Source organism: Lentzea sp. NPDC036955 (assembly GCF_055608005.1).
This window is the reverse complement of record NZ_JBVJRC010000007.1, coordinates 107,025-128,580: the sequence shown is the minus strand read 5'-3', so window position 1 is coordinate 128,580 and position 21,556 is coordinate 107,025. Positions and strand designations below refer to the sequence as shown.

Annotated in this window: 22 protein-coding genes and 2 riboswitches; of the genes, 17 read left to right on the top strand and 5 right to left on the bottom strand. The window is 69.8% G+C overall.

Translation table 11 applies throughout. The features are described 5' to 3' along the window. The first annotated feature begins 44 nt into the window (after positions 1-44). The 5 genes from ACZ7CF_RS24330 to ACZ7CF_RS24310 all read left to right on the top strand — a co-directional run bounded on the left by ACZ7CF_RS24330 (position 45) and on the right by ACZ7CF_RS24310 (position 5,065). Positions 45-950: a carbohydrate ABC transporter permease gene (locus ACZ7CF_RS24330; RefSeq protein ID WP_458434337.1), complete on the top strand. Its 906-nt coding sequence runs from the start codon at positions 45-47 to the stop codon at positions 948-950. Positions 951-957: 7 nt separating this feature from the next. Next, entirely contained in the window at positions 958-1,782 is an 825-nt protein-coding gene (locus ACZ7CF_RS24325) for a carbohydrate ABC transporter permease (RefSeq protein WP_360390245.1), read from the top strand. 4 nt (positions 1,783-1,786) lie between these two features. Beyond that, positions 1,787-3,208 (top strand): GH1 family beta-glucosidase, encoded by a 1,422-nt coding sequence (locus ACZ7CF_RS24320; protein ID WP_360390242.1) that lies wholly within the window; start codon positions 1,787-1,789, stop codon positions 3,206-3,208. A 221-nt stretch (positions 3,209-3,429) separates the two neighbouring features. Next, entirely contained in the window at positions 3,430-3,960 is a 531-nt protein-coding gene (locus ACZ7CF_RS24315) for a GNAT family N-acetyltransferase (RefSeq protein WP_470370662.1), read from the top strand. A 79-nt stretch (positions 3,961-4,039) separates the two neighbouring features. Then, positions 4,040-5,065: a LacI family DNA-binding transcriptional regulator gene (locus ACZ7CF_RS24310; protein ID WP_360390236.1), complete on the top strand. Its 1,026-nt coding sequence runs from the start codon at positions 4,040-4,042 to the stop codon at positions 5,063-5,065. Positions 5,066-5,108: 43 nt separating this feature from the next. Here ACZ7CF_RS24310 and ACZ7CF_RS24305 read toward each other — a convergent pair whose 3' ends face one another. Beyond that, complete coding sequence (locus tag ACZ7CF_RS24305) at positions 5,109-5,492, bottom strand: hypothetical protein (RefSeq protein WP_360390234.1); 384 nt, start codon at positions 5,490-5,492, stop codon at positions 5,109-5,111. A 350-nt stretch (positions 5,493-5,842) separates the two neighbouring features. On the opposite strand from ACZ7CF_RS24305, the gene ACZ7CF_RS24300 reads away from it, so the two are divergent. Together ACZ7CF_RS24300 and ACZ7CF_RS24295 are read left to right on the top strand one after the other, a co-directional pair. After that, positions 5,843-6,415 (top strand): DM13 domain-containing protein, encoded by a 573-nt coding sequence (locus tag ACZ7CF_RS24300; RefSeq protein WP_360390231.1) that lies wholly within the window; start codon positions 5,843-5,845, stop codon positions 6,413-6,415. Positions 6,416-6,639: 224 nt separating this feature from the next. Then, positions 6,640-7,590: an AraC family transcriptional regulator gene (locus tag ACZ7CF_RS24295; protein WP_470370661.1), complete on the top strand. Its 951-nt coding sequence runs from the start codon at positions 6,640-6,642 to the stop codon at positions 7,588-7,590. A gap of 100 nt (positions 7,591-7,690) precedes the next feature. On the opposite strand, the gene ACZ7CF_RS24290 is transcribed toward ACZ7CF_RS24295, so the two are convergent. The 3 genes from ACZ7CF_RS24290 to ACZ7CF_RS24280 are packed head-to-tail and all read right to left on the bottom strand — an operon-like array spanning position 7,691 to position 11,416. After that, positions 7,691-9,673, bottom strand: coding sequence for a 3-hydroxyacyl-CoA dehydrogenase NAD-binding domain-containing protein (locus ACZ7CF_RS24290; protein WP_470370847.1), 1,983 nt, complete (start codon positions 9,671-9,673; stop codon positions 7,691-7,693). Positions 9,674-9,722: 49 nt separating this feature from the next. Next, on the bottom strand, positions 9,723-10,925 hold the full coding sequence (locus ACZ7CF_RS24285) for an acetyl-CoA C-acetyltransferase (protein WP_360390226.1): 1,203 nt from the start codon (positions 10,923-10,925) through the stop codon (positions 9,723-9,725). Between the two features lie 56 nt (positions 10,926-10,981). Beyond that, positions 10,982-11,416, bottom strand: coding sequence for a GNAT family N-acetyltransferase (locus ACZ7CF_RS24280; protein WP_360390225.1), 435 nt, complete (start codon positions 11,414-11,416; stop codon positions 10,982-10,984). Positions 11,417-11,523: 107 nt separating this feature from the next. On the opposite strand from ACZ7CF_RS24280, the gene ACZ7CF_RS24275 reads away from it, so the two are divergent. From ACZ7CF_RS24275 to glyA, 8 genes are all read left to right on the top strand, one after another. Next, complete coding sequence (locus tag ACZ7CF_RS24275) at positions 11,524-12,660, top strand: acyl-CoA dehydrogenase family protein (protein WP_470370660.1); 1,137 nt, start codon at positions 11,524-11,526, stop codon at positions 12,658-12,660. Beyond that, positions 12,657-13,781 (top strand): CaiB/BaiF CoA transferase family protein, encoded by a 1,125-nt coding sequence (locus ACZ7CF_RS24270; protein WP_360390220.1) that lies wholly within the window; start codon positions 12,657-12,659, stop codon positions 13,779-13,781. Before ACZ7CF_RS24275 ends, ACZ7CF_RS24270 begins: the two co-directional genes overlap by 4 nt. 336 nt (positions 13,782-14,117) lie before the next feature. Further along, on the top strand, positions 14,118-14,297 hold the full coding sequence (locus ACZ7CF_RS24265; protein ID WP_360390217.1) for a hypothetical protein: 180 nt from the start codon (positions 14,118-14,120) through the stop codon (positions 14,295-14,297). Positions 14,298-14,461: 164 nt separating this feature from the next. Beyond that, complete coding sequence (locus ACZ7CF_RS24260) at positions 14,462-14,953, top strand: helix-turn-helix transcriptional regulator (RefSeq protein WP_360390214.1); 492 nt, start codon at positions 14,462-14,464, stop codon at positions 14,951-14,953. 156 nt (positions 14,954-15,109) lie between these two features. Then, positions 15,110-15,466 (top strand): hypothetical protein, encoded by a 357-nt coding sequence (locus tag ACZ7CF_RS24255; protein ID WP_470370659.1) that lies wholly within the window; start codon positions 15,110-15,112, stop codon positions 15,464-15,466. 14 nt (positions 15,467-15,480) lie between these two features. Beyond that, a complete protein-coding gene (locus ACZ7CF_RS24250; RefSeq protein ID WP_360390208.1) occupies positions 15,481-15,783 on the top strand; it encodes a DUF3817 domain-containing protein in 303 nt (100 codons plus the stop codon). A 45-nt stretch (positions 15,784-15,828) separates the two neighbouring features. Next, positions 15,829-15,919, top strand: a riboswitch (glycine riboswitch). Position 15,920: 1 nt separating this feature from the next. Continuing rightward, a riboswitch (glycine riboswitch) is annotated at positions 15,921-16,008 on the top strand. A 99-nt stretch (positions 16,009-16,107) separates the two neighbouring features. Further along, positions 16,108-17,202 (top strand): glycine cleavage system aminomethyltransferase GcvT, encoded by a 1,095-nt coding sequence (gene gcvT, locus ACZ7CF_RS24245; protein ID WP_470370658.1) that lies wholly within the window; start codon positions 16,108-16,110, stop codon positions 17,200-17,202. Positions 17,203-17,215: 13 nt separating this feature from the next. Then, complete coding sequence (glyA, locus tag ACZ7CF_RS24240) at positions 17,216-18,481, top strand: serine hydroxymethyltransferase (RefSeq protein WP_470370657.1); 1,266 nt, start codon at positions 17,216-17,218, stop codon at positions 18,479-18,481. A 260-nt stretch (positions 18,482-18,741) separates the two neighbouring features. Here glyA and ACZ7CF_RS24235 read toward each other — a convergent pair whose 3' ends face one another. After that, on the bottom strand, positions 18,742-19,296 hold the full coding sequence (locus ACZ7CF_RS24235) for a COG4315 family predicted lipoprotein (RefSeq protein ID WP_360390199.1): 555 nt from the start codon (positions 19,294-19,296) through the stop codon (positions 18,742-18,744). A 295-nt stretch (positions 19,297-19,591) separates the two neighbouring features. On the opposite strand from ACZ7CF_RS24235, the gene ACZ7CF_RS24230 reads away from it, so the two are divergent. Both ACZ7CF_RS24230 and ACZ7CF_RS24225 read left to right on the top strand, forming a co-directional pair. Beyond that, entirely contained in the window at positions 19,592-20,785 is a 1,194-nt protein-coding gene (locus ACZ7CF_RS24230) for a class I SAM-dependent methyltransferase (protein ID WP_470370846.1), read from the top strand. Further along, on the top strand, positions 20,782-21,552 hold the full coding sequence (locus ACZ7CF_RS24225) for a DUF1295 domain-containing protein (RefSeq protein ID WP_470370656.1): 771 nt from the start codon (positions 20,782-20,784) through the stop codon (positions 21,550-21,552). Before ACZ7CF_RS24230 ends, ACZ7CF_RS24225 begins: the two co-directional genes overlap by 4 nt. Positions 21,553-21,556: the final 4 nt, after the last annotated feature.

Here is a 21,556-nt window from a genome sequence, read left to right as displayed (position 1 = left end):
CCAGGGCCGCCTCGGTTCCTCCGTCCTCGAACGAGCCCCGGCGGCTGGGGCTGAGCCGCTGGGACGCCAGGTACACGCCCTACCTGATCATCGCGCCGTTCTTCCTGGTCTTCGCGGTCTTCGGGCTCTACCCGCTGCTGTACACGGCGTGGGTGTCGCTGCACGACTGGCAGCTGATCGACGGTGACCAGGGGTTCGTCGGCCTGGAGAACTACAGCCGGCTGTTCGGCGACCCGAACTTCTGGAACGCGCTGTTCAACACGATCAGCCTGTTCGTGCTCTCCACCGTCCCGCAGCTCCTCGCCGCGCTCGGCCTGGCCGCGCTGCTCGACCGGGGGCTGCGCGGCAGGGCGTTCTGGCGCGCGGGCGTGCTGCTGCCGAACGTCATCTCGGTCGCCGCGGTCGCGCTGGTGTTCGCGCAGTTCTACGGCCGCGACTTCGGCATCGTGAACTACCTGCTGGGGCTGGTGGGCATCGACCCGGTCGACTGGCGCGCCGAGACGTGGGCCTCGCACCTCGCCGTGTCGTCGATGGTGATGTGGCGCTGGACCGGCTACAACGCGCTGCTGTACTTGGCGGCCATGCAGTCGGTGCCGAGGGACATGTACGAGTCGGCCACCCTGGACGGTGCTTCGCGCTGGCGGATGTTCTGGTCGATCACCGTGCCGTCGATCCGCCCGACGATCCTCTTCACCGTCGTCACCTCGACGATCGGCGGTCTGCAGCTGTTCGCCGAACCCGCACTGTTCGACCCCGGTTTCGCGGCCAACAACTCGACCGGTGGCAGCGACCGGCAGTTCCAGACGCTCGTGCTCTACATGTACGAGAAGGGCTTCCGGCTGTTCGACGCGGGCTACGCGGCCACCGTGGCGTGGATGCTCTTCCTCGTCGTGCTGGTGGTCGCGGTCATCAACTTCACGCTGACGCGGCGCATCGCGTCGAAGGGGTGATCGGCCGATGACTCGCACGAAGGCCGGACCGCTGCTCTACGGGTTCCTGGTCGCGGTGCTCGCCGCCTCGGTGTTCCCGCTGTACTACTCGTTCATCGTGGCGTCGAAGGACAACTCGGTGCTCGGCGAGAAGCTGCCGCCGCTGGTCCCCGGCGGCAACCTCGTCGAGAACGTCACCCGCGTCTTCGACACGGTCGACTTCTGGCTCGCCATGCAGAACTCGTTCATCGTCGCCTCGACCGTGGCCATCTCGAACGTCGTGCTGGGCACGCTCGCCGGCTTCGCGTTCGCCCGGCTGCGGTTCAAGGGCCGCGACTCGCTGTTCCTGGTCGTGCTCGGCACCGCGATGGTGCCGACGCAGCTGGGCGTGATCCCGCTGTACATGCTGATGTCGGACCTGGACTGGTACGGCACGCTGCAGGCGGTCATCGTCCCGGTGCTGATCGGCTCGTTCGCGGTGTTCTGGATGCGCCAGGCGTGCGAGGAGACCGTGCCGCACGAGCTGATCGAGGCCGCGCGGGTGGACGGCTGCTCGGTGCTGCGGACGTTCTGGCACGTCGGGTTCCCCGCCGTCCGGCCGCAGGCGGCGGTGCTCGGCATGTTCACGTTCATGACGTCGTGGAACGACTTCTTCTGGCCGCTGATCGTGCTGGACCCCAACGACAGCCCGACCGTCCAGGTCGCGCTGTCGACCCTGGCCAGCGGCTACTACACCGACTACTCGCTGATGCTGGCCGGCGCGTCGCTCGCCGTCCTGCCGGTCATCGCGATCTTCGTCCTGCTCTCCCGCCAGATCGTCGGAGGAATCATGCAGGGTGCTGTGAAGGGGTGAGTGAATGACGACCGACTCGGACGTCGAGGTCGAGCGGGAGGTGCTGAGCTTCCCGCCGGACTTCCTGTGGGGAGCGGCGACCGCGGCGTTCCAGATCGAAGGATCGACCACAGTGGACGGTCGGGGGCCTTCGATCTGGGACACCTTCGCGGCCACGCCGGGCAAGGTGCTGAACGGCGACGGCGGCGACCCGGCCTGCGACCACTACCGCAGGTACGCCTCCGACGTGGACCTGATGGTCTCGCTCGGGCTGGCCGCCTACCGGTTCTCCATCGCCTGGCCGCGCGTGCAGCCCAGCGGCAGCGGCGCGGTCGAGGAGCGCGGGCTCGCGTTCTACGACCGGCTGGTGGACACGTTGCTGGACAAGGGCATCCAGCCGCTGGCCACGCTGTACCACTGGGACCTGCCCCAGGTGCTGGAGGACTTCGGCGGCTGGCGCAACCGGGACACGGCCTACCGCTTCGCGGAGTACGCGGCCGTCGTGCACGAACGGCTCGGCGACCGGGTGGAGGCCTGGACGACGCTGAACGAGCCGTGGGTGTCGGCGTTCCTGGGCTACGGCAACGGCATCCACGCCCCCGGCGTGGCCGACCCGGTGGCCTCCCTGGAGGCGGCCCACCACCTGCTGCTCGCCCACGGCCTCGCCACGCAGGCGCTGCGCGCCCAGGCCCCGGCCTCGCACCGGCTGTCGCTCGTGCTGAACTTCAGCACGATCTGGGCGGACGACTCCTCGGAGGCGTCGCTGGAGGCGGTGCGCAAGGTCGACGGGCTGCAGAACCGCATCCTGCTCGACCCGGTGCTCGGCCGCGGCTACCCGCTGGACGTCCTGCAGGACACCGCCTGGCTGGGCGACTGGACGAACGTGGTGCGCGACGGCGACATGGAGACCATCGCGACCCCGGTCGACTGGATCGGCGTCAACTACTACAACCCGACCCGCGTGGCACCGGCCGAGGAGGACTTCGTGCCCGAGGGCCCGCACGCCGGCCTGCGCGGGGTGGCGCTGCAACCGCCGCGCGGTGAGCTCACCGGCTTCGGCTGGGAGCAGAACGCCGACGCGTTCACCGAGCTGCTGGTGCGGCTGTCGAAGCACGTCGACGGCATCCCGCTGGTGGTCACCGAGAACGGCTCCGCGTTCCCCGACGAGGTCGACGAGCTCGGTCGCGTCGTGGACGTGCAGCGCACGAGGTACCTGGTGGACCACGTGCGCGCGGTGCACCGGGCCATCTCCGAGGGCGCGGACGTCCGCGGGTACCTGGCGTGGTCGCTGCTCGACAACTTCGAGTGGGCGGCCGGGTACTCGCAGCGGTTCGGCATCGTGCACGTCGACTTCGAGACGCAGCAGCGCACGGTCAAGGAGAGCGCGGCGACGTTCTCCCGCATCATCGGGAACAACGGCCTGCCGGCGCACGGCTACGCGGTCTGACCGCCTGGCCGGACCGGGGACTCCGGCGCTCTCACCCGCGGACACGCCCGTCCGCAGGTGAGAGCGCTCTCTCGTTTCCCGGCCGCTCGGTGTCACCGGCAGGGCGGTGGAGTTCGCCGGGGACGCGACGACAATTCCCTCATTTCGCGACCCCGGGCTTTTCTGGATCGTTTTACTGCGGTGTCGCGTTCCCGCAACAGCACCCGGCGATCCTGGTTCGCATGATGCGAGGAGTGCTCACCGAGGACCTGGTGCTGCGTCCGGGCACGGCCGCGGACACCGACGCCGTCGCCGAGCTGCACGGCAGATGTTCGATGGGGACGTTGTTCAACCGCTACCACTCCGGGATGAGCACCGTGCCGCGGCGCTGGCTGCACCGCCTGCTCAGCCCCTCGCGCGGGACCACGACCGTGGTGCAGAACGGTGACCGGCTGATCGCGCTGGGGCAGCTCATCCGCACCGGGCTGCCGGGCTGCGCGGAGGTGTCGTTGCTGGTGGAGGACGCGTGGCAACGCCGTGGCGTCGGTGCGGCGCTGCTGTCCGCACTGGCTTCCGAGGCGGAGCTGTTCGGCTGTCGGGAGCTCGTGGCGTGGTGCCTGCCTTCGTCGACCGCTCTGGTGCGGACGGCCGTTTCCGCCGGTTTGCCCGTTGCGACCCGCCGGGAGGACGGACTGGTCCGGGTCTCCATCGCGCCACGGGGAAGCACGCCCGATCCGCCGAAAGTGGCCGCTATTGGGGAAAAAACGCGCTGAAAAACGCGGAAACCCTCCTCCGAGATCGCTTGCGGCTAAGCTGACCAGCGACTCAAAGGCTTTTCATCGAGGAGTGGTGGTGCTCGTGTCCAACCACGCGCGACCGACGCTGGAGGACGTGGCCGCGAGGGCAGGGGTCTCCCGCGCCACGGCGTCACGGGTGCTGAACGCGTCGCCGAGGGTGAGCCCCGAGGCACTGGAGGCCGTGAACGCCGCCGTGCACGCGCTGGGCTACCAACCCAACCGCGCGGCCAGGGCACTGGTCACCCGCCGCACCGGCGCCGTCGCCGTCGTGTTCTCCGAGCCCGAACCCAAGATCTTCGACGACCCGCACTTCGCGCGCCTCATCCGCGCGGGCGCCCGCGCGCTGGCCGACGTCGACGTGCAGATGGTCCTCATGCTCGTCCACTCGCTCGACGACCAGGCCCGCGCCCACCGCTTCCTCGCGGGCGGCCACGTCGACGGCGCGCTGGTGTTCGCCCCGCACCGCAACGACGAGCTGGTCTCGATCGTGAAGAAGCTACCGCTGCCGGTGGTCTACGCCGGCAAGCCCTGGGGCTCCCTGCGCGGCATGCACCTCGTCGACAACGACAACGAGGGCGGCGCCGTCCTCGCGACCGAGCACCTCAAGTCGCTGGGCCGCCGCAAGATCGTGCACGTCTCCGGCCCGCTCGACGAGCTGTCGGCGATCGACCGGCTGAACGGCTTCAAGTCCGCGCTCAAGCTGGACGACAAGGCCGCGGCCCGCCTCACCGAGGACGGCGGCTTCACCCGCGAGGGCGGCCGGAAGGCCATGTCGGCGCTGCTGGCGAAGGTGCCCGCGCTCGACGCCGTGTTCGTCGCGTCGGACCTGATGGCCGCCGGCGCGCTGGAAACGTTGAACGAGGCCGGGAAACGGGTGCCGGAGGACGTCGCCGTGGTCGGGTTTGACGACCACATCGCGATCGCCGAGCACACCGTGCCGCCGCTGACCTCGGTGCGCCAGGACTCGGACTCGCAGGTGAAGCACATGGTCGCGCACCTGATGAAGCTGCTGCGCGACGAGACGGTGAAGCGCAAGCAGGAGATGCTGCCGACGGCGCTGGTGCGGCGCGAGTCCGCCTGACCAGCAGGGGAGTGCGCGCCCCGGCTGAGCGGGGCGCGCGGACTCACCCCGGGTTCTTGCAGGTGGGCGGAGGCAACGGGTTCAGCGGGCTGCACGGCCACCCCGACGGCGTCGCCGTGGTCGTCGTGGTCGTGCTCACCGGTGGCGGCGGTGCCGGGTTGGTGACGGCCGGCGGCGGGGTGGTCTTCCTGGGCGTCTGCTGCGTGCTCGACGTGGAGCTCGGAGGACTCGGCGGAGCGCTGCTCGACGGCGTGGTGGTCTCGGTGCTGCTCAGTGACGTGCTCGGGGTGGTGGTGATCCAGCTGGAACCGGGTGTTCCGGCCGACGGGGCCTCTTCCGAGACACCGTGGATGGCCATACCCACCAACACACCGAGCAACGCGGAGCCGAGCACAGCGGAGCCGCCAGCGGCCCACAGTGCGCGCACGGCAGTCCTCCTCAATTGCTCACGGATGGAAGTCAGGTGGTCACGCTCACGGCAGGCTACCGGTAGTAAGGGCGCAGGAGAACGCTCACCTGACTGCCTTATCGGCGCCCTGACGCCCCTGGTTGAGTGGCCGCCGTCAGCGGACCGCAGTCCGGGCGAGCACCGGACCGGCCCCCGCAAGCCCTGCCACCAGCACGGTTCCGGTCAGGCGCCACGCCGGAGCATCACCCGAGCAGGTGAACACCTCGGCGAACTGCTCCATCGAGCGACGCGGACCTGAACGCACGCACAGGGGAGGTCGGCGTCGACCGTGCCGCCTTAACAACTCAGTAAGGTCTTGCCGGTCCGGTTTGCGCCAGTATTTCGGTATGCGCCATCGTCGATTCCTGATCCCCGTCGCACTCGTCCTCGTGGTCGCGCTCGGGGTCGGCCTGTACCTGTTCCAGCCGTGGCGCCTGCTGACGACCCGCGAAACGAACGAGGCGCTCCTCGTTCCCGCGGGACCCACCTCGTCCGCGCCGATGACGACGTCCGGGACGAGTGCGGAAGCCACTCCCGTCGCACCCCCGCCGGTCGAAACGCCGCGAGAGGTCGCCACCGGCGCGTGGCGGTCGCTCGAACACGCCACCACCGGCCAGGCGAGCTTGGTCGAACTGCCTGGTGGCGGGCACTCCGTGCAGTTCGCGGCGCTCGCCACCAGCGACGGCCCCGACCTGTACGTCTACCTCTCGCCGCACGCGTCCACCGCGGCGGAGAAGACCTTCGGACAGGGATTCACCAGTCTCGGCAAGCTGAAGGGAAATCGTGGCGACCAGGTGTACGAAATTCCGGCCGGAGTCGACGTCTCCACCATTCGGAGTGTCGTGATCTGGTGCAAGCGCTTCTCCGCGGGCTTTGCCGTAGCACCGTTGGAACAGGCCTGAAACACCCGCTCCCGCCTGCTCTGTTCGCACTATTGACTTTTGTGGTCTAGACCACATAGCGTCATTGTGAGATCACGACATCGTCCCTTGCCGGTGGGTGGGCGGTCAGCCCCATCGGTGAGGAGCACGGCTCACCGGGTGGGCCTTCTCCGGCGGTGGCACGACCCCGGCTCTCCCCGGGGTCGCGCCACCGCCGGTGGCCCGCAGGCGTTTTACTGTGGCTCGTGCACACCCGGACCGTGGCGATCCACTACGTGCGAGCGGCCCTGCGCGCCTGCCCGCGCGCGGACGAGGTGCTCGCCGGTGCCGGGGTCCCCGCCTCGCTGCTCGCCGACGACCGGGCGCGCGTCACGCCGGCCCAGTACACGCGGCTGGTCCAGACGCTGTGGGAGGTCCTCGACGACGAGTTCATGGGCTTCGGCCCGCGACCGTCCAAACGCGGCACCTTCGCCATGATGTGCCTGCTGGCCGTGCACTGCCCCGACCTCGAGTCGGCGCTGCGCAGGGGGCTCGCGTTCTACTCGCTCTTCGACGAGCCGCTGGACCTCGCCCTCAGCGGCGGCACCTTCCGGCTGCACGTCCCCGGCGACCCCGACCACTTCCTCACCGAGTCGCTGCTCGTGCTGTGGCACCGGTTCTCGTCGTGGCTGATCGGCCGGCGCATCCCGTTGCGGCAGGCCACCTTCGCCTACCCCGAGCCCGCGCACGCCGGGGAGTACCACCTGATCTTCAGCTGCCCGATGGCGTTCGGCGCACCGGACACGACGATCAGCTTCGACCCCCGGTTCCTGCGGATGCCGGTGGTGCAGGACGAGGCGGCGCTCAAGCGGTTCCTGCGGCACTCGCCGGCGGAGCTGTTGTCGCGCAGGGACTACGGCGCCGACACGGCCGGGCACGTGCGCAGGCTGCTCGGCAGCGGGGTCACGGGTCTGGAGGCGGTCGCGGCACGGCTCGGCATCTCCGCGCCGACGCTGCGGCGCAGGCTGGCCGCGGAGGGCACGTCGTTCCGCGAGGTGCGCGAACAGCTGCTGCGCGACCAGGCCGTGGCGTCGCTCGTGCGCGGCGGTGAGTCGGTGGAGGAGCTGGCGCTGCGCCTCGGGTTCTCCGAGGCGAGCGCCTTCCACCGGGCCTTCAAGCGGTGGACCGGGTCCTCACCCGGCTCCTACCGCGCCTGAGCACCTGGTGCCAGAAATCTCGTTCGCCCCTCGTTGCAGACGCCAGCAGGGCCAGGTGCGGGAACTTGGGGCGTCACAGGCACGACATCTGGCAACCTGCCTAGAACTGGTCGCGCTCCCGCAGCGAAGCCGGAGGGCGGAACCGTTCGCCGTAGGTGTCCGCGAGGTAGTCCGCCCGCTCCACGAACGCCTGCACGCCGAACGAGTTGATGAACTGCAGCGTGCCACCGCTCCACGGCGCGAACCCGAACCCGAAGATCGAGCCGATGTTCGCGTCCGCCACGGAGGTCAGCACGCCCTCGTCGAGGCACCGCACGGTCTCCAGCGCCTGCACGAACAGCAGCCGGTCGCGCACGTCCTGCTCGGACACGCCCGCGTCGGCCTTCGCGTACCGGGTGGTGAGCTCTGGCCAGAGGAACTTCTTCGAGCCGTCGGACGGGTACTCGTAGAAGCCCGCGCCACCGGACTTGCCGGTGCGCCCCAGCGAGACCATCTCGCGGATCAGGTCGTACGCCGGGCTGTCCGACACCAGCGACGGGTCGTCGGCGAGCGTCTGGTCGTGGATCTTCAGCTGCAACGACAGCGTCACCTCGTCCGACACCGCGAGCGGGCCGACCGCCATGCCGGACTTCTTGGCGACGTTCTCGATCAGCGCGGGCGCCACGCCCTCGGCCAGCATCGTGATCGCCTCGATCACGTACGTGCCGAACGTGCGCGAGGTGTAGAAGCCGCGCGAGTCGTTGACCACGATCGGCGTCTTCCCGATCTGCCGCACGTAGTCCAGGGCGCGCTGCAACGTCTCCTCGGACGTCTTCTCGCCGCGGATGATCTCCACGAGCCGCATCTTCGGCACCGGCGAGAAGAAGTGCAGGCCGATGAACCGCTCCGGCGCGGACACCGACGACGCGAGACCGGTGATCGGCAGCGTCGAGGTGTTGGACGCGATCACCGCGTCGGGCAACGCCTTCGCCTCGGCGGCGGGCAGCACCGCGTTCTTCAGCTCGCGGTTCTCGAAGACGGCCTCGATGACGAGGTCGCAGCCCGCGAGGTCGTCGTCGGAGTCGGTCGGCGTGATGCCCGCCAGGCCCTGAGCGCCCTTCTGAGCGCCTTCGAGGCTGACGTCCTTCAGCACCACCTCGATGCCCGCCTTCGCGGACACCTCGGCGATCCCGGCGCCCATCATGCCCGCGCCCAGCACGCCGAGCTTGGCGACGCGCTTGCCCGTGGCGGACGCGCGGCCGTTGACCTCGTTGAGGTTGAACCAGAACGCCGTGATCATGTTCTTCGAGACCTGGCCGGACGCCAGCTCCACGAAGTAGCGGCCCTCGATCTTCAACGCGGTGTCGAAGTCGACGTACGCGCCCTCGACCGCCGTCGCCATGATCTTCTCCGGCGCCGGGTAGACGCCGTGCGACTTCTTGCGCAGCACGGCGGGTGCGGCACCGAGCAGGCCGTAGCTGTTCGGGTCGCCGAACTTCAGGTCCGGCACACCCGCGCCCTGCACGTCCCACGGCTGCACGGGCGCCGGGTTCGCCTTGATCCACGCACGGGCCTCGGAGACCAGCTCCTCGCGCGTGTCCACGAGCTGGTGCACGATCCCGGCCTGCAGCGCCCGCTCCGGCCGCAGCTGCTTGCCCTCCATGAGCAACGGCAACGCCTTCTGCACACCCAGCAGCCGCACCATGCGCGTCACGCCACCGCCGCCGGGCAGCAGGCCCAGCGTCGCCTCCGGCAACCCGACGCGGATGCCGTTGTCGTTCAGCAAGATCCGGCGGTGCGCGGCCAGCGCGATCTCGAACCCGCCGCCGAGCGCGGTGCCGTTGATCGCGGCCACGACCGGTTTGCCGAGCTTCTCCAGCCTGCGCAGCTGCGCCTTGACCTCCTCGACGCCCTCCAGCGCCTGGGAGGCGTTCTCCGGGGTGATCGCGATGAGCACGTTCAGGTCGCCGCCGGCGAAGAAGGTCTTCTTGGCGGACGTGATGACCACACCGGTGATGTCGTCACCTTCGAACTTCGCGACGGCATCGCCCATCAGCTCGCGGTACTCGTCGTTCATCACGTTGGCGGAGCCGGACATGTCCATCGTCAGGGTGACGATGCCGTCGGAGTCCTTGTCGTAGTGGAAAGGCACCTCAGATCCTCTCGATGATCGTCGCGATGCCCATGCCGCCGCCCACGCACAGCGTGGCCAGGCCGCGGCGCAGGTCCCGGCGCTCCAGCTCGTCCAGCAGCGTGCCGAGGATCATGCAGCCGGTCGCGCCCAGCGGGTGGCCCAGCGCGATGGCGCCGCCGTTGACGTTGACCCTGTCCTCCGGGACGTCCATGTCCCGCAGGAACTTCAGCACGACCGACGAGAACGCCTCGTTGACCTCGAACAGGTCGATGTCCTCGACCGAGAGCCCCGCCCTGTCCAGCGCCTTGCGCGCCGAGGGGGCCGGACCGGTCAGCATGATCGTCGGCTCGGTGCCCACGACCGCGACGGACACGATCTTCGCGCGCGGGGTGAGGCCCAGCGCCCGGCCGGCCGCCGCGGAGCCGATCAGCATGGCCGCGGCGCCGTCGACGATCTGCGACGAGTTGCCCGGCGTGTGCACGTGGCTGATGCGCTCGACGGTGGGGTAGCGGTCGATCGCGACGGTGTCGTAGCCGAGGTCGCCGTGGAACTGGAAGCTGGGCTTCAGCCTGCCGAGGGACTCCACGGTGGACTCGGGGCGGATCGTCTCGTCCTCCTTGAGCACCACCGTGCCGTTCTGGTCGACGACCGGGACGACGGACCGCTCGAAGAAGCCGTTCTTCTGCGCCTCGAACGCCTTCGCGTGCGACCGGGCGGCCCACGCGTCGACGTCGGTGCGGGAGAAGCCCTCCAGGGTCGCGATCAGGTCGGCCGACACGCCCTGCGGCACGAACGACAGGTCGAAGTTCGTGGCCGGGTCGATCGCCCACGCGCCACCGTCGGAGCCCATCGGCACGCGCGACATCGACTCGACGCCACCGGCCACCACCAGGTCCTCGAACCCGGACGCGACCTTGGCCGCCGCGAGGTTCACCGACTCCAGGCCGGAGGCGCAGAACCGGTTGAGCTGCACACCGGCGGGACGCTGGTCCCACCCGGCGGCCAGCACCGCCGCGCGGGCGATGTCACCGCCCTGCTCGCCGATCGGGGACACCACGCCGAACACGACGTCGTCCACCGAGGAGGTGTCCAGGGAGTTGCGCTCGGACAGCGCGCGCAGGACACCGGCGGCCAGCTCGACGGGCCGCACGCTGTGCAACGACCCGCGCTTGCCCTTGCCGCGCGGCGTGCGCACCGCGTCGAAGATCAAGGCTTCGCTCATGGCACCCACGCTAAGCCCGGCTCCTGACGCTGGCCATGACCGTGGAGGGTGACCGATTAGCTCAGGAGGAGCTCCATGTGCTCGGGTTCGTCGCAGTCGATGAACCCGAGCCTCCCGTAAAGCCTGCGTGCGGGCAGGTTGTCCTCGTACACGCGCAGCCGCACGACCTTCCAGCCCTCGTCCGCAGCCCACGCCAGCACGCCGTCCACCAGCGCCTCCCCGACGCCGCGGCCGCGGTGGGAGCCCCTGACCCACATCGAGCAGAGGTGCAGGCCGGTGGGCTTCGGCGTGGCACCGACCAGCCCGACCGGCTCCGGGGCGAACGCGATGAGCCTCAGCCCCCGCTCGACGGCCTCCCGCCAGTCGTCCTCGGTGAACGCCTGCTCGTGAGCCAGCGCCGACCCGAAGCCGCCGGGGTCGGTGGCCAGCGCCTCCAGCCGCACGTCACGCCACACCCGCCAGTCGTCCTGGCTGACCCGGTGAATCCGCACACCGGGCAGTCTGACCGACCGAGGTGGTTTTTTCGCTCAGTTTTTCGGGTGACGGGCAGGCGCGGCGGTCATGGCGTCGGCCACCCGCCGGTGGTTTCGTTGACCGCATGGCAGAGCGTCGATCGCGGTGGATGGACAGCGACCTGGACCAGTTGCGCCAGCTCGCGCGCACGTTCATGGAGAAGGAGGTCGTGCCGCACCAGGAGCGCTTCGCCGAGCAGAAGCAGGTCGACCGCGACCTGTGGACCAAGGCGGGCGAGCTCGGGTTGCTGTGCCTGAGCATCCCCGAGGAGTACGGCGGCGGTGGCGGCACGTTCGCACACGAGGCCGTTCTGCTCGAAGAACAGGCACGTGCCGGCGACAGCTCGTGGGGCAACAGCGTCCACAGCGGCATCGTGGCCCACTACCTCAACTCCTACGGCACCGAAGAGCAGAAGCACCGCTGGCTGCCCAAGCTCGCGTCCGGCGAGTACGTCGGCGCGATCGCGATGTCGGAACCCGGCGCGGGCTCGGACCTGCAGTCCATCCGCACGAAGGCGATCCGCGACGGCGACGAGTACGTCATCAACGGCTCCAAGACCTTCATCACCAACGGCGTGCACGCCGACCTCGTGGTCGTCGTCGCGAAGACCGACCCCGGCCAGGGCGCGCAGGGCATCTCGCTGCTCGTGGTCGAGCACGACATCCGGCGCGGCCGCGTGCTCGACAAGGTCGGCATGAAGGGCCAGGACACCGCCGAGCTGTTCTTCGACGACGTCCGGGTGCCCGCGGAGAACCTGCTGGGCGGCCAGGAGGGCATGGGCTTCGTCCAGCTCATGCAGCAGCTGCCGCAGGAACGCCTCATCATCGGCGTCGCCTCGATCGCGGGCATCGAGGCCGCCGTCGACGTGACGCTGAAGTACGTGAAGGAGCGCACGGCGTTCGGCAAGGAGCTGATCAAGTTCCAGAACACCCGCTTCAAGCTCGCCGAGTGCGCCACCGAGGCGGCCGTGACCAGGGCGTTCATCGACGAGTGCGTCGAGAAGCACCTCAGGGGCGAGCTCGACGTGCCGACCGCCGCGATGGCGAAGTACTGGGCGAGCGACCGGCTGAGCCGCGTCGTCGACGAGTGCCTGCAGCTCTTCGGCGGCTACGGCTACATGAACGAGTACCCGATCTCCCGCGCCTGGACCGACGCCCGCGTGCAGCGGATCTACGGCGGCACGAACGAGATCATGAAGGAAATCATCGCGAGGTCGCTGTGAGCGGGCCGCTCGCGGGGCTGAAGGTCGTCGAGCTCGCGGGCCTCGCGCCCGCGCCGTTCGGCTGCATGGTGCTCGCCGACCTCGGCGCGGACGTGGTCCAGGTGCACAAACCGGGCGCCCACCCGGCGGTCCCCGGTGACTTCCTCGGCCGCAACCGGCGCTCGATCGCGGTCGACACCCGCACGCCCGAGGGCGCCGAGCTGGTGCTGACCCTGGTCGAACGCTCGGACGTGCTGGTCGAGGGCTTCCGGCCGGGCGTCACCGAACGGCTCGGCATCGGGCCCGCGCAGTGCCTGGCCCGCAACCCGCGCCTCATCTACGGGCGCATGACCGGGTGGGGCCAGGACGGGCCGCTGGCCGACCGGGCCGGGCACGACATCAACTACATCGCCGTCGCGGGCGCGCTGGAACCGCTCGGCCGGGCCGGCGGGCCGCCGTCGTTCCCCATCAACCTCCTGGGTGACTTCGGCGGGGGAGGGCTGCTGCTGGCCCTCGGCGTGCTCGCCGCGCTGTACGAGAGGGAGCGGTCCGGGCGCGGCCAGGTCGTGGACGCGGCCATGGTCGACGGTGCCGCGCTGCTCACCACGTTCCTGCACGGCATGCGCAACGCGGGCATGTGGTCCGGTGGCCGCGGCGAGAACATGCTCGACGGCGGGGTGCCGTTCTACGACGTCTACGAGGCCGCGGACGGCAGGTACGTGGCCATCGGCGCGCTGGAGGAGAAGTTCTACGCCGACCTGGTGCGCGTGCTGGGGCTGGCGGACGCACCGTCGCGCAACGACCCGGCCCGGTGGCCTGAGCTGCGCGAACACATCGCGGCGGCGGTCAGGACCCGCACCAGGGACGAGTGGGCCGACCTCGCGCGGGACACGGACGCCTGCCTGGCGCCGGTGCTGACCCCGGCCGAGGCGGCGGAGCACCCGTTCACCGCGGAGCGCGCCACCTTCGTGGACGTCGCCGGTGTGCGGCACCCGGCGCCGGCGCCCCGGTTCGACCGGACCCCGGCGGCGGTTCCGACCCCTCCGGTGCCGGTCGGGGCGAACACCGCGGAAGTGCTCGCGAACATGGGTGTGGCGGAAGACCGAATTGCGGAACTGCGGCGGGCTGGAGCAATTGCGTGAACGGTCGGAGGCGCATTAATGACGACACCACGCCGTGACGGAGCGTGATGCCGGGCATTCGGCATCCGGGTGAGGCCCGGTGCACCTGTGTCTTGTCCAAGCTGTGGGATTCGAGGGTCCTCGCGCTCACCTCGTGCCCAGGACATCGGCGCTGGAAACCGGCGGCTTTAGCCGCCATTCGGGTGACAACAGGCCCGGTGCAGACGTGCGGTGGCGGTGGATCCGCCGCCCCGCCTGGCGTGGTGGTTGTTCATCGCACGGGTGAATGAGGGAGCATGTCGGGTGACACGGGCGGTTCGCCGCCCACCTGTGAGCGACATGGACGGAGAGGGACCTGTGAACCTCAAGAAGGTGCTGGTGCTGGCGGGCGTCGCGCTGGTGCTGTTCCTCCTGATCACCCAGCCGGAAGAGTCCGCGTCGGGGGTCCAGACGGCCCTCGGCTGGCTGCGCGAGGGTGCGGAGTCGATCATCACCTTCGTCAGGAGCCTCTTCGGGACGGCCACCCCCGTCGCCTAGTGACCCTCGGTGATCCTCGGCCCTCCGCGTTGAGCCGGACGGGTGGAATGAGGCCAATCACGCACTGGTAACGGGTGTTCTGGCGATTCAGGGTCTGGCGATTGTCAGACCTACCGAATACCTTCCGCTGCAATGGCCGATCCCCGACCGACGAGGAGGCATGGATGGTCGAGGACTCCGGGGTCCACGAGCTGTTGCAGCAGTGGGCGGCTGAACGGTCTGACGACGCAGAGATGCAGGAGGTGAACCGGATCAAGAACGCGTGGCTCGCGGAGGCTCCCCCCTCGGCGCCCGGCATCCCCGTGCAGCGGGGAGGCAGGAGTGGGCCGCGTGGCTTGGTCAAGGTCGACTCGGCGGATCCGGCCTACGTGGCCGCGATGCGCAAGCGGGCGCCGGAGGCACCCGAGGCACTGCTCGCCGCCGCGGCGAGCTACTGGCAGCTGGTGGGCGACGTCGCCGAGGCCGAGCAGTGGTGGGACGCGGGCATCAGCCCGCTGGACCAGCGCGCGCTCGACTACCGCGCCGCCGGCCTCACGCCTGCCGACCTCGGAAGGCGCCTGGGACCGATGACGGTTCTCCAGCACCTCCGCCGCGGTTCGGCCGCGGCCTGGTGCGTTGCTCGTCTGCAGAGGCAGCGCCGGGACGGCGTGGCGTAGGAGAAGCGGGCTGTCGAGGCATCGGCAGCCCCGAAGTTCACTCGCAAACGGGCACGCGCGCTCCCGTGGCGCGCTACCCCTCACGGGTGGCCTCCTGACAGGAGGCCTCACCCCAGTAGTGTGGAGGTCGTGCGCGGCCTCCTTACTCCCCAGCGTGTGCTGATCGCGCTCGCCTGTCTGGCGGCGCTGGTCCTCTGCTGCGGGCTCGCGTGGTGGCAGTGGCAGCGCTTCGAGTCCGCGAGCGGCACGTTCCAAAACCTCGGGTACGTGCTCCAGTGGCCGCTCTTCGGCCTCTTCCCCCTCTTCATGGTGTGGCGGTTCCGCCGTCTCGCGCGCCAGCGCCGTGACGAGGCTCTCTCCGCACCGGAGCCGGTTGCACCCCCCGTCGCACCGGTGACTACCGTTGACGCCGTCAAACCCGCGCCTGTCGAGCACTTCGACGACGAAGAAGACGCGGAGCTCGCGGCCTACAACCGCATGCTCGCGGACCTCAACGCGCGGGACGGTCGTTGAGCGAAGGCGGGCAGATGAAGGGTGCGTTGACCCGGTTCCGGGTCATGGCTTACGTGGTCGGTGTCTTCCTGCTGCTGCTGGTCGTGGCGATGGTGCTGAAGTACGCCGCCGGCATGGACCAGGCGATGAAGGTCGTCGGCCCGATCCACGGGTTCCTCTACGCCATCTACCTGGTGCTTTCGGTCGACCTGGCGCTGAAGCTGCGCTGGTCCATCAAGGGCACCGCGCTCGTGCTGGTCGCGGGGACGATCCCGTTCCTGTCGTTCTGGGCGGAGCGCAAGGTGGTGGAGAAGACTGCTCAGGGCGTGCCGCTGTGACGTTCGGCCTGCTAGCGTCTGGGGCAACCAACTGAACACGGCCGTCGATGTCGCGCGGGAGAGCTCCCTTCAGCGGGAGCGCCGAAGGAGCAACTCCTCCCCGGAATCTCTCAGGCACAGATACCGCACGACGAAGGCAACTCTGGAAAGCAGGCTCATCAGGAGCCTCGCCCACGGTGCAAGTCGCTCCGGCGACGAAGCTCTCAGGCTCATGACAGAGGGGGAGGCTCGCTCTGGTGAGGAGTCTCCGGTGGACCGTGTCATTCTTCTGTTGCCTCAGCCGGCCTGGCCCGGCTCTTCGGCGCACCCTGGAGGAGCGTTCTGATGTCCCGCCTCACGCCACTGAACGCTGAGCACGAGTCGCTCGGCGCGATGTTCACCGACTTCGCGGGCTGGAAGATGCCGCTGCGCTACTCCAGCGAGCTGGCCGAGCACCACGCCGTGCGCACCACCGCTGGCCTGTTCGACCTCACGCACATGGGTGAGATCGTGCTGACCGGGCCGCAGGCCGGTGCCGCGCTCGACTACGCGCTGGTCGGCCACATCTCCGCGCTCGCGGTCGGCAAGGCCCGCTACACGATGATCACCCAGGCCGACGGCGGCGTGGTCGACGACCTGATCGTCTACCGGCTGGGCGACGAGGAGTTCATGGTCGTCGCCAACGCCTCGAACGCCGCCGTGGTCGCCGAGGCGCTCGTCGAGCGGGCCGCCGGGTTCGACACCGCCGTCACGGACAGGTCCACGGACTACGCGTTGATCGCGATCCAGGGCCCGAAGTCGGTGGAGGTCCTCGCCGGACTGACCGACACCGACCTGTCGACGGTGAAGTACTACGCCTCCTACCCCTCGAAGGTGGCCGGGGTGGACGCGCTGCTCGCGCGCACCGGCTACACCGGCGAGGAGGGCTTCGAGCTGTTCGTCGCGCCCGACGACGCCGCCGCAGTGTGGACGGCGCTGCTGGAGGCCGGGCAGCCGCACGAGCTCAAGCCGTGCGGTCTCGGCTGCCGCGACACGTTGCGCCTGGAAGCCGGAATGCCGTTGTACGGCAACGAGCTGACCACCTCGCTCACCCCGTACCACGCGGGTCTCGGCCGGGTCGTGAAGCTCGACAAGCCGGGCGACTTCGTCGGCCGCGAGGCGCTGACCGAGGTGTCCGAGTCCGATGTGGACTCCGTGCTGGTCGGTCTGAAGACCCCCGAGCGCCGCGCGCCCCGCCACGGTTACGCCGTGCTGAACGGCGACGAGGTCGTCGGCGAGGTGACCTCGGGCGCGCTGTCGCCGACCCTGGGCTACTCGGTGGCGATGGCCTACGTGAACCGGGCGAGCTCCGCGCCCGGCACCCCTCTGCTGGTGGACGTCCGCGGCAAGAAGCAGCCGGTCGAGGTCGTCGCACTTCCGTTCTACAAGCGCGCCAAGTAGGGAGATCCTCCAGATGTCCGACCAGTTCAACGCCTCCCTCGCGGAGTACGACCCCGAGGTCGCGCAGGCCGTTGCGGCCGAGCTGGCGCGCCAGCAGGGCACCCTCGAGATGATCGCCTCGGAGAACTTCACGCCGGTCTCGGTGCTGCAGGCCCAGGGTTCGGTGCTGACCAACAAGTACGCGGAGGGCTACCCCGGCCGCCGCTACTACGGTGGCTGCGAGCACGTCGACGTCGTCGAGCGCCTCGCCATCGAGCGCATCAAGTCGCTCTTCGGCGCCGGTTTCGCCAACGTCCAGCCGCACTCCGGCGCCCAGGCCAACGCCGCCGCGATGTTCGCGCTGCTGCAGCCCGGCGACACGATCCTCGGCCTGGACCTCGCGCACGGCGGTCACCTGACCCACGGCATGCGCATCAACTTCTCCGGCAAGCTCTACAACGTCGTGCCGTACCACGTCTCCGACGGTGACGGCCGCGTCGACATGGCCGAGGTCGAGCGCCTCGCCACCGAGCACCGCCCGAAGCTGATCGTCGCCGGCTGGTCCGCCTACCCGCGCCAGCTGGACTTCGCCGAGTTCCGCCGCATCGCGGACTCGGTCGAGGCCTACCTGATGGTCGACATGGCGCACTTCGCGGGCCTCGTGGCCGCGGGCCTGCACCCCTCGCCCGTCCCGCACGCCCACGTCACGACCACGACGACGCACAAGACCCTCGGCGGTCCGCGCGGCGGCGTGATCCTGTCGAACGACGCCGACATCGCCAAGAAGATCAACTCGGCGGTGTTCCCCGGCCAGCAGGGCGGTCCGCTGGAGCACGTGATCGCCGCCAAGGCCGTGGCGTTCAAGCACGCCGCGTCGGAGGAGTTCGCCGACCGCCAGCGCCGCACCCTCGACGGCGCCCGCATCCTCGCCGACCGCCTCTCGCAGCCCGACGTCGCGCAGGCCGGCGTGAAGGTGCTGACCGGCGGCACGGACGTGCACCTGGTCCTGGTCGACCTGGTCAACTCCGAGCTGGACGGCAAGCAGGCCGAGGACGTGCTGCACCGGATCGGCATCACGGTCAACCGCAACGCGGTCCCCAACGACCCGCGCCCGCCGATGGTCACCTCGGGTCTGCGCATCGGCACCCCGGCACTGGCCACCCGCGGCTTCGGCGAGGGGGACTTCACCGAGGTCGCCGACGTGATCGCCGAGGCCCTCAAGCCGGGCGCCACGATCGACGAGCTGCGCGCCCGCGTCGAGGTGCTGGCCGCGAAGCACCCGCTGTACTCCACGCTCTGACCCTGCTCTGACCCTGTGGCAACGAAGGGGCGGCACCGGACCTCCGGCGCCGCCCCTTCTCCGCCTGTTCGAACGTCACGCGGGGGCCCCGCGTTTCCCTGTGGGGAACGCGGGGCCCCCGCGTGACGTGAAAGACCACTCGATCGGGTGAGAGCGGAACGACGGGAACCCCGGCCCCTTCCCCAGGGCCGGGGTTTCGCGTGTCAGGGTGTCGTGTGTGTCAGGTGGACCGTCCTAACGGGATGGTCGTTGCAAGGGGACTAGGCCGCGGGCACCGTCACGCCGGGGGGAAGGCATTCGACGTTGCGCTTGCCGTCGGGCTGGATCACGAACCAGGTGTTGCCGACGCCCTGGCCCTTCCAGGCGCCCGGCTTCGGGTCCTGCGAGTAGGCGTAGAGCGCCCAGCCGTCGATCGCGACCTGCTTCTTGCCGTCAGCGCGGGTGATCAGCGAGACGAGCTTCGAGTCGATGCCCTCGACCTGCGGGATCGTGTCCGACAGCAGCGGCGGCCACGTGATGGCGCACTGGCCGTTGCAGTTCGACTTGCCTTCCGGCTTCGGGGTGTCCTTGTCGAAGCGGTACATCGTGCGGCCGTCGCCGTCCTGGACGACCAGGCCCATCTTGTCGACCGGCTTGCCGACCAGCTTCAGCGAGCTGACCGGTGCGGCTGCGGGGGGCTGCTGCGCGGCCGGGGTCTCCGGTGCCTGCTGCTGAACCGGGGTCTCGGGCGCCTGAGCGGGTTCCTGGAGCACCGGGGGCTGACCCACGTCGCCGTAGTCACCGAGGACGCCCAGGTCGGTTTCGGTCTGTGCCACCGGCTTCGAGTTCGTGCCACTTCCCGTGGCGCTCCAGACACCAAGACCCAGCACAACTGCCAGTCCCGCGGCGAGCCCGATGGCAATGCGGTTACGTCGGATCACACTCATGTCCTCCTTGTCCGTCGTTCGCTCTACCGGGCCATACGGGCGTGGTTGCGTCTCGGTTCAGAAACGAACCGAACCTCTTGCCGTCCCGAACGTCAGGCGGAGCCGGTTTCGCAGGAGGTGCAGGGTGGTCGTCGCTGGTCAGCTGGCAGGAGTGGCGGAACGGGTGCTGGGTGCGCCGCTTCCGATCGGGATTCGGGCGTGGGACGGGAGCGTGGCCGGCCCACAGGACGGGACCGTGCTCGTGCTCCGCTCCCGCGACGCGCTGCGCCGGCTCGTGTGGAGCCCGAACGAGCTCGGGCTCGCGCGGGCGTACGTGAGCGGCGAGCTCGACGTGGAAGGCGACCTCGCGGCCGGGCTCTCCCAGGTCTGGGGGCTGGTGCGGCGCGGCGTCACGCGCAGGCCGAAGCTCACCGAGGTGGTGCGGCTCGCGCTGGACCTCAAGGTGGTCGGGCGCAACCCGGACGCGCCGAAGGAGGAGGCACGGCTCAAAGGCGCGCTGCACAGCAAGAAGCGGGACCGGGACGCGATCTCGCACCACTACGACCTGAGCAACGCCTTCTACCGGCTCGTGCTCGATCCGAGCATGGCCTACTCGTGCGCGTACTTCACCGCCGAGGACGAGGAACTGGAGCAGGCGCAGCACAACAAGCTCGACCTGGTGTGCCGCAAGCTCGGCCTGCAGCCCGGCATGCGGCTGCTCGACGTCGGCTGCGGGTGGGGCTCGATGATCATCCACGCGGCGAAGCACTACGGCGTGCACGCCACCGGGGTCACGATCTCCGCTCAGCAGCGCGAGCACGTCCTCTCGCGCATCGCGGCCGAAGGGCTGGAGGGCCGGGTCGAGGTGCGGCTGCAGGACTACCGCGAGGTGCGCGGCGAACCGTTCGACGCGATCTCCACGATCGAGATGGGCGAGCACGTCGGCGAGCGGAACTACCCCGAGTACGCCGCGACGCTGCACCGGCTGCTCAAGCCAGAGGGGCGGCTGCTGCTGCAGCAGATGTCGCGCGGCCGGAACGCGCCGGGCGGTGGTGCGTTCATCGAGTCGTACGTGGCACCGGACATGCACATGCGACCGGTCAGCCAGACGACCGGGTTCCTGGAGGCGGCCGGGCTGGAGATCCGGGACGTGCACGCGTTGCGCGAGCACTACGTCTGGACCGTCCGCGCGTGGGCGCGGACGCTCGAAGAGAGGTGGGACGAGGTCGTCGCGCTCGTCGGCGAGGGTCAGGCGCGCGTGTGGCGGCTCTACCTCGCCGGCGGCGCGCTGACGTTCGAGGAGGGACGGATGGGCGTGGACCAGGTCCTCGCTGTGCGCACGAGCGAGAACGGCCGCAGCGGCATGCCGCGCGTGCGCCGTGAGCTGGTGGCCCGGTGAGCTACCCGGTCAGCTTCCTCGTGGTGCTGGTGCTGCTCACCGCGTTGTTCGGCTACGCGGACCGGCGCAAGCGCTACGACCTGGTCGACTCCGCCTGGGGACCTGGCTTCGCGGTCATCGCGGTGGTGACGTTCCTGTTCGCGGACGGCGAACCGGTGCGGAACGTGCTGGTCACGGCGCTCACGGTGATCTGGGGCGTCCGGCTCGGCGTGCACATCCTCCTGCGCAACCGGACCAGGGACGAGGACCCGCGCTATCGGGACATCCTCAAGCGCGCCAAGGGAAATCCGCGGCTGCGGATGTACCGGGTGTACCTGTTGCAGGCCGTTCTGATGTGGATCGTGTCGCTGCCGGTGCAGGTCGCACAGCACCTTGACGCGCCGTGGGGAGTGTTAGATTGGGTCGGAACGACCTTGTGGGTGGTCGGCTTCACAGTTGAGTCAGTCGGTGACTGGCAGCTCTCGCGGTTCCGGGCGGACCCGGCGAACGAGGGCGCCGTCATGGACCGCGGGTTGTGGCGCTACACCAGGCACCCCAACTACTTCGGGGACGCCGTGGTGTGGTGGGGTCTCTTCCTGTTCGCGGTGCACTCCTGGCCGGCGGCGCTCACGGTCATCAGTCCGGTGGTCATGACGTGGCTGCTCGCCAAGGGCACGGGCAAACCGCTGCTCGAGAGGGACATCGTGTCGCGCCGGCCGGGGTACGCCGAGTACGTGCGTCGTACCAGCGGTTTCGTTCCCATGCCCCCGCGTTCGCGCGCGGGATAGTGTG

Bases quoted from the DNA above. Each gene is read 5' to 3' on its own strand.
- ACZ7CF_RS24325 (WP_360390245.1), top strand. From the start codon at position 958: ATGACTCGCACGAAGGCCGGACCGCTGCTCTACGGGTTCCTGGTCGCG.
- ACZ7CF_RS24320 (WP_360390242.1), top strand. From the start codon at position 1,787: ATGACGACCGACTCGGACGTCGAGGTCGAGCGGGAGGTGCTGAGCTTC.
- ACZ7CF_RS24315 (WP_470370662.1), top strand. From the start codon at position 3,430: ATGATGCGAGGAGTGCTCACCGAGGACCTGGTGCTGCGTCCGGGCACG.
- ACZ7CF_RS24290 (WP_470370847.1), bottom strand. From the start codon at position 9,673: ATGGACATGTCCGGCTCCGCCAACGTGATGAACGACGAGTACCGCGAG.
- ACZ7CF_RS24285 (WP_360390226.1), bottom strand. From the start codon at position 10,925: ATGAGCGAAGCCTTGATCTTCGACGCGGTGCGCACGCCGCGCGGCAAG.
- ACZ7CF_RS24275 (WP_470370660.1), top strand. From the start codon at position 11,524: ATGGCAGAGCGTCGATCGCGGTGGATGGACAGCGACCTGGACCAGTTG.
- ACZ7CF_RS24260 (WP_360390214.1), top strand. From the start codon at position 14,462: ATGGTCGAGGACTCCGGGGTCCACGAGCTGTTGCAGCAGTGGGCGGCT.
- ACZ7CF_RS24250 (WP_360390208.1), top strand. From the start codon at position 15,481: ATGAAGGGTGCGTTGACCCGGTTCCGGGTCATGGCTTACGTGGTCGGT.
- gcvT (WP_470370658.1), top strand. From the start codon at position 16,108: ATGTCCCGCCTCACGCCACTGAACGCTGAGCACGAGTCGCTCGGCGCG.
- glyA (WP_470370657.1), top strand. From the start codon at position 17,216: ATGTCCGACCAGTTCAACGCCTCCCTCGCGGAGTACGACCCCGAGGTC.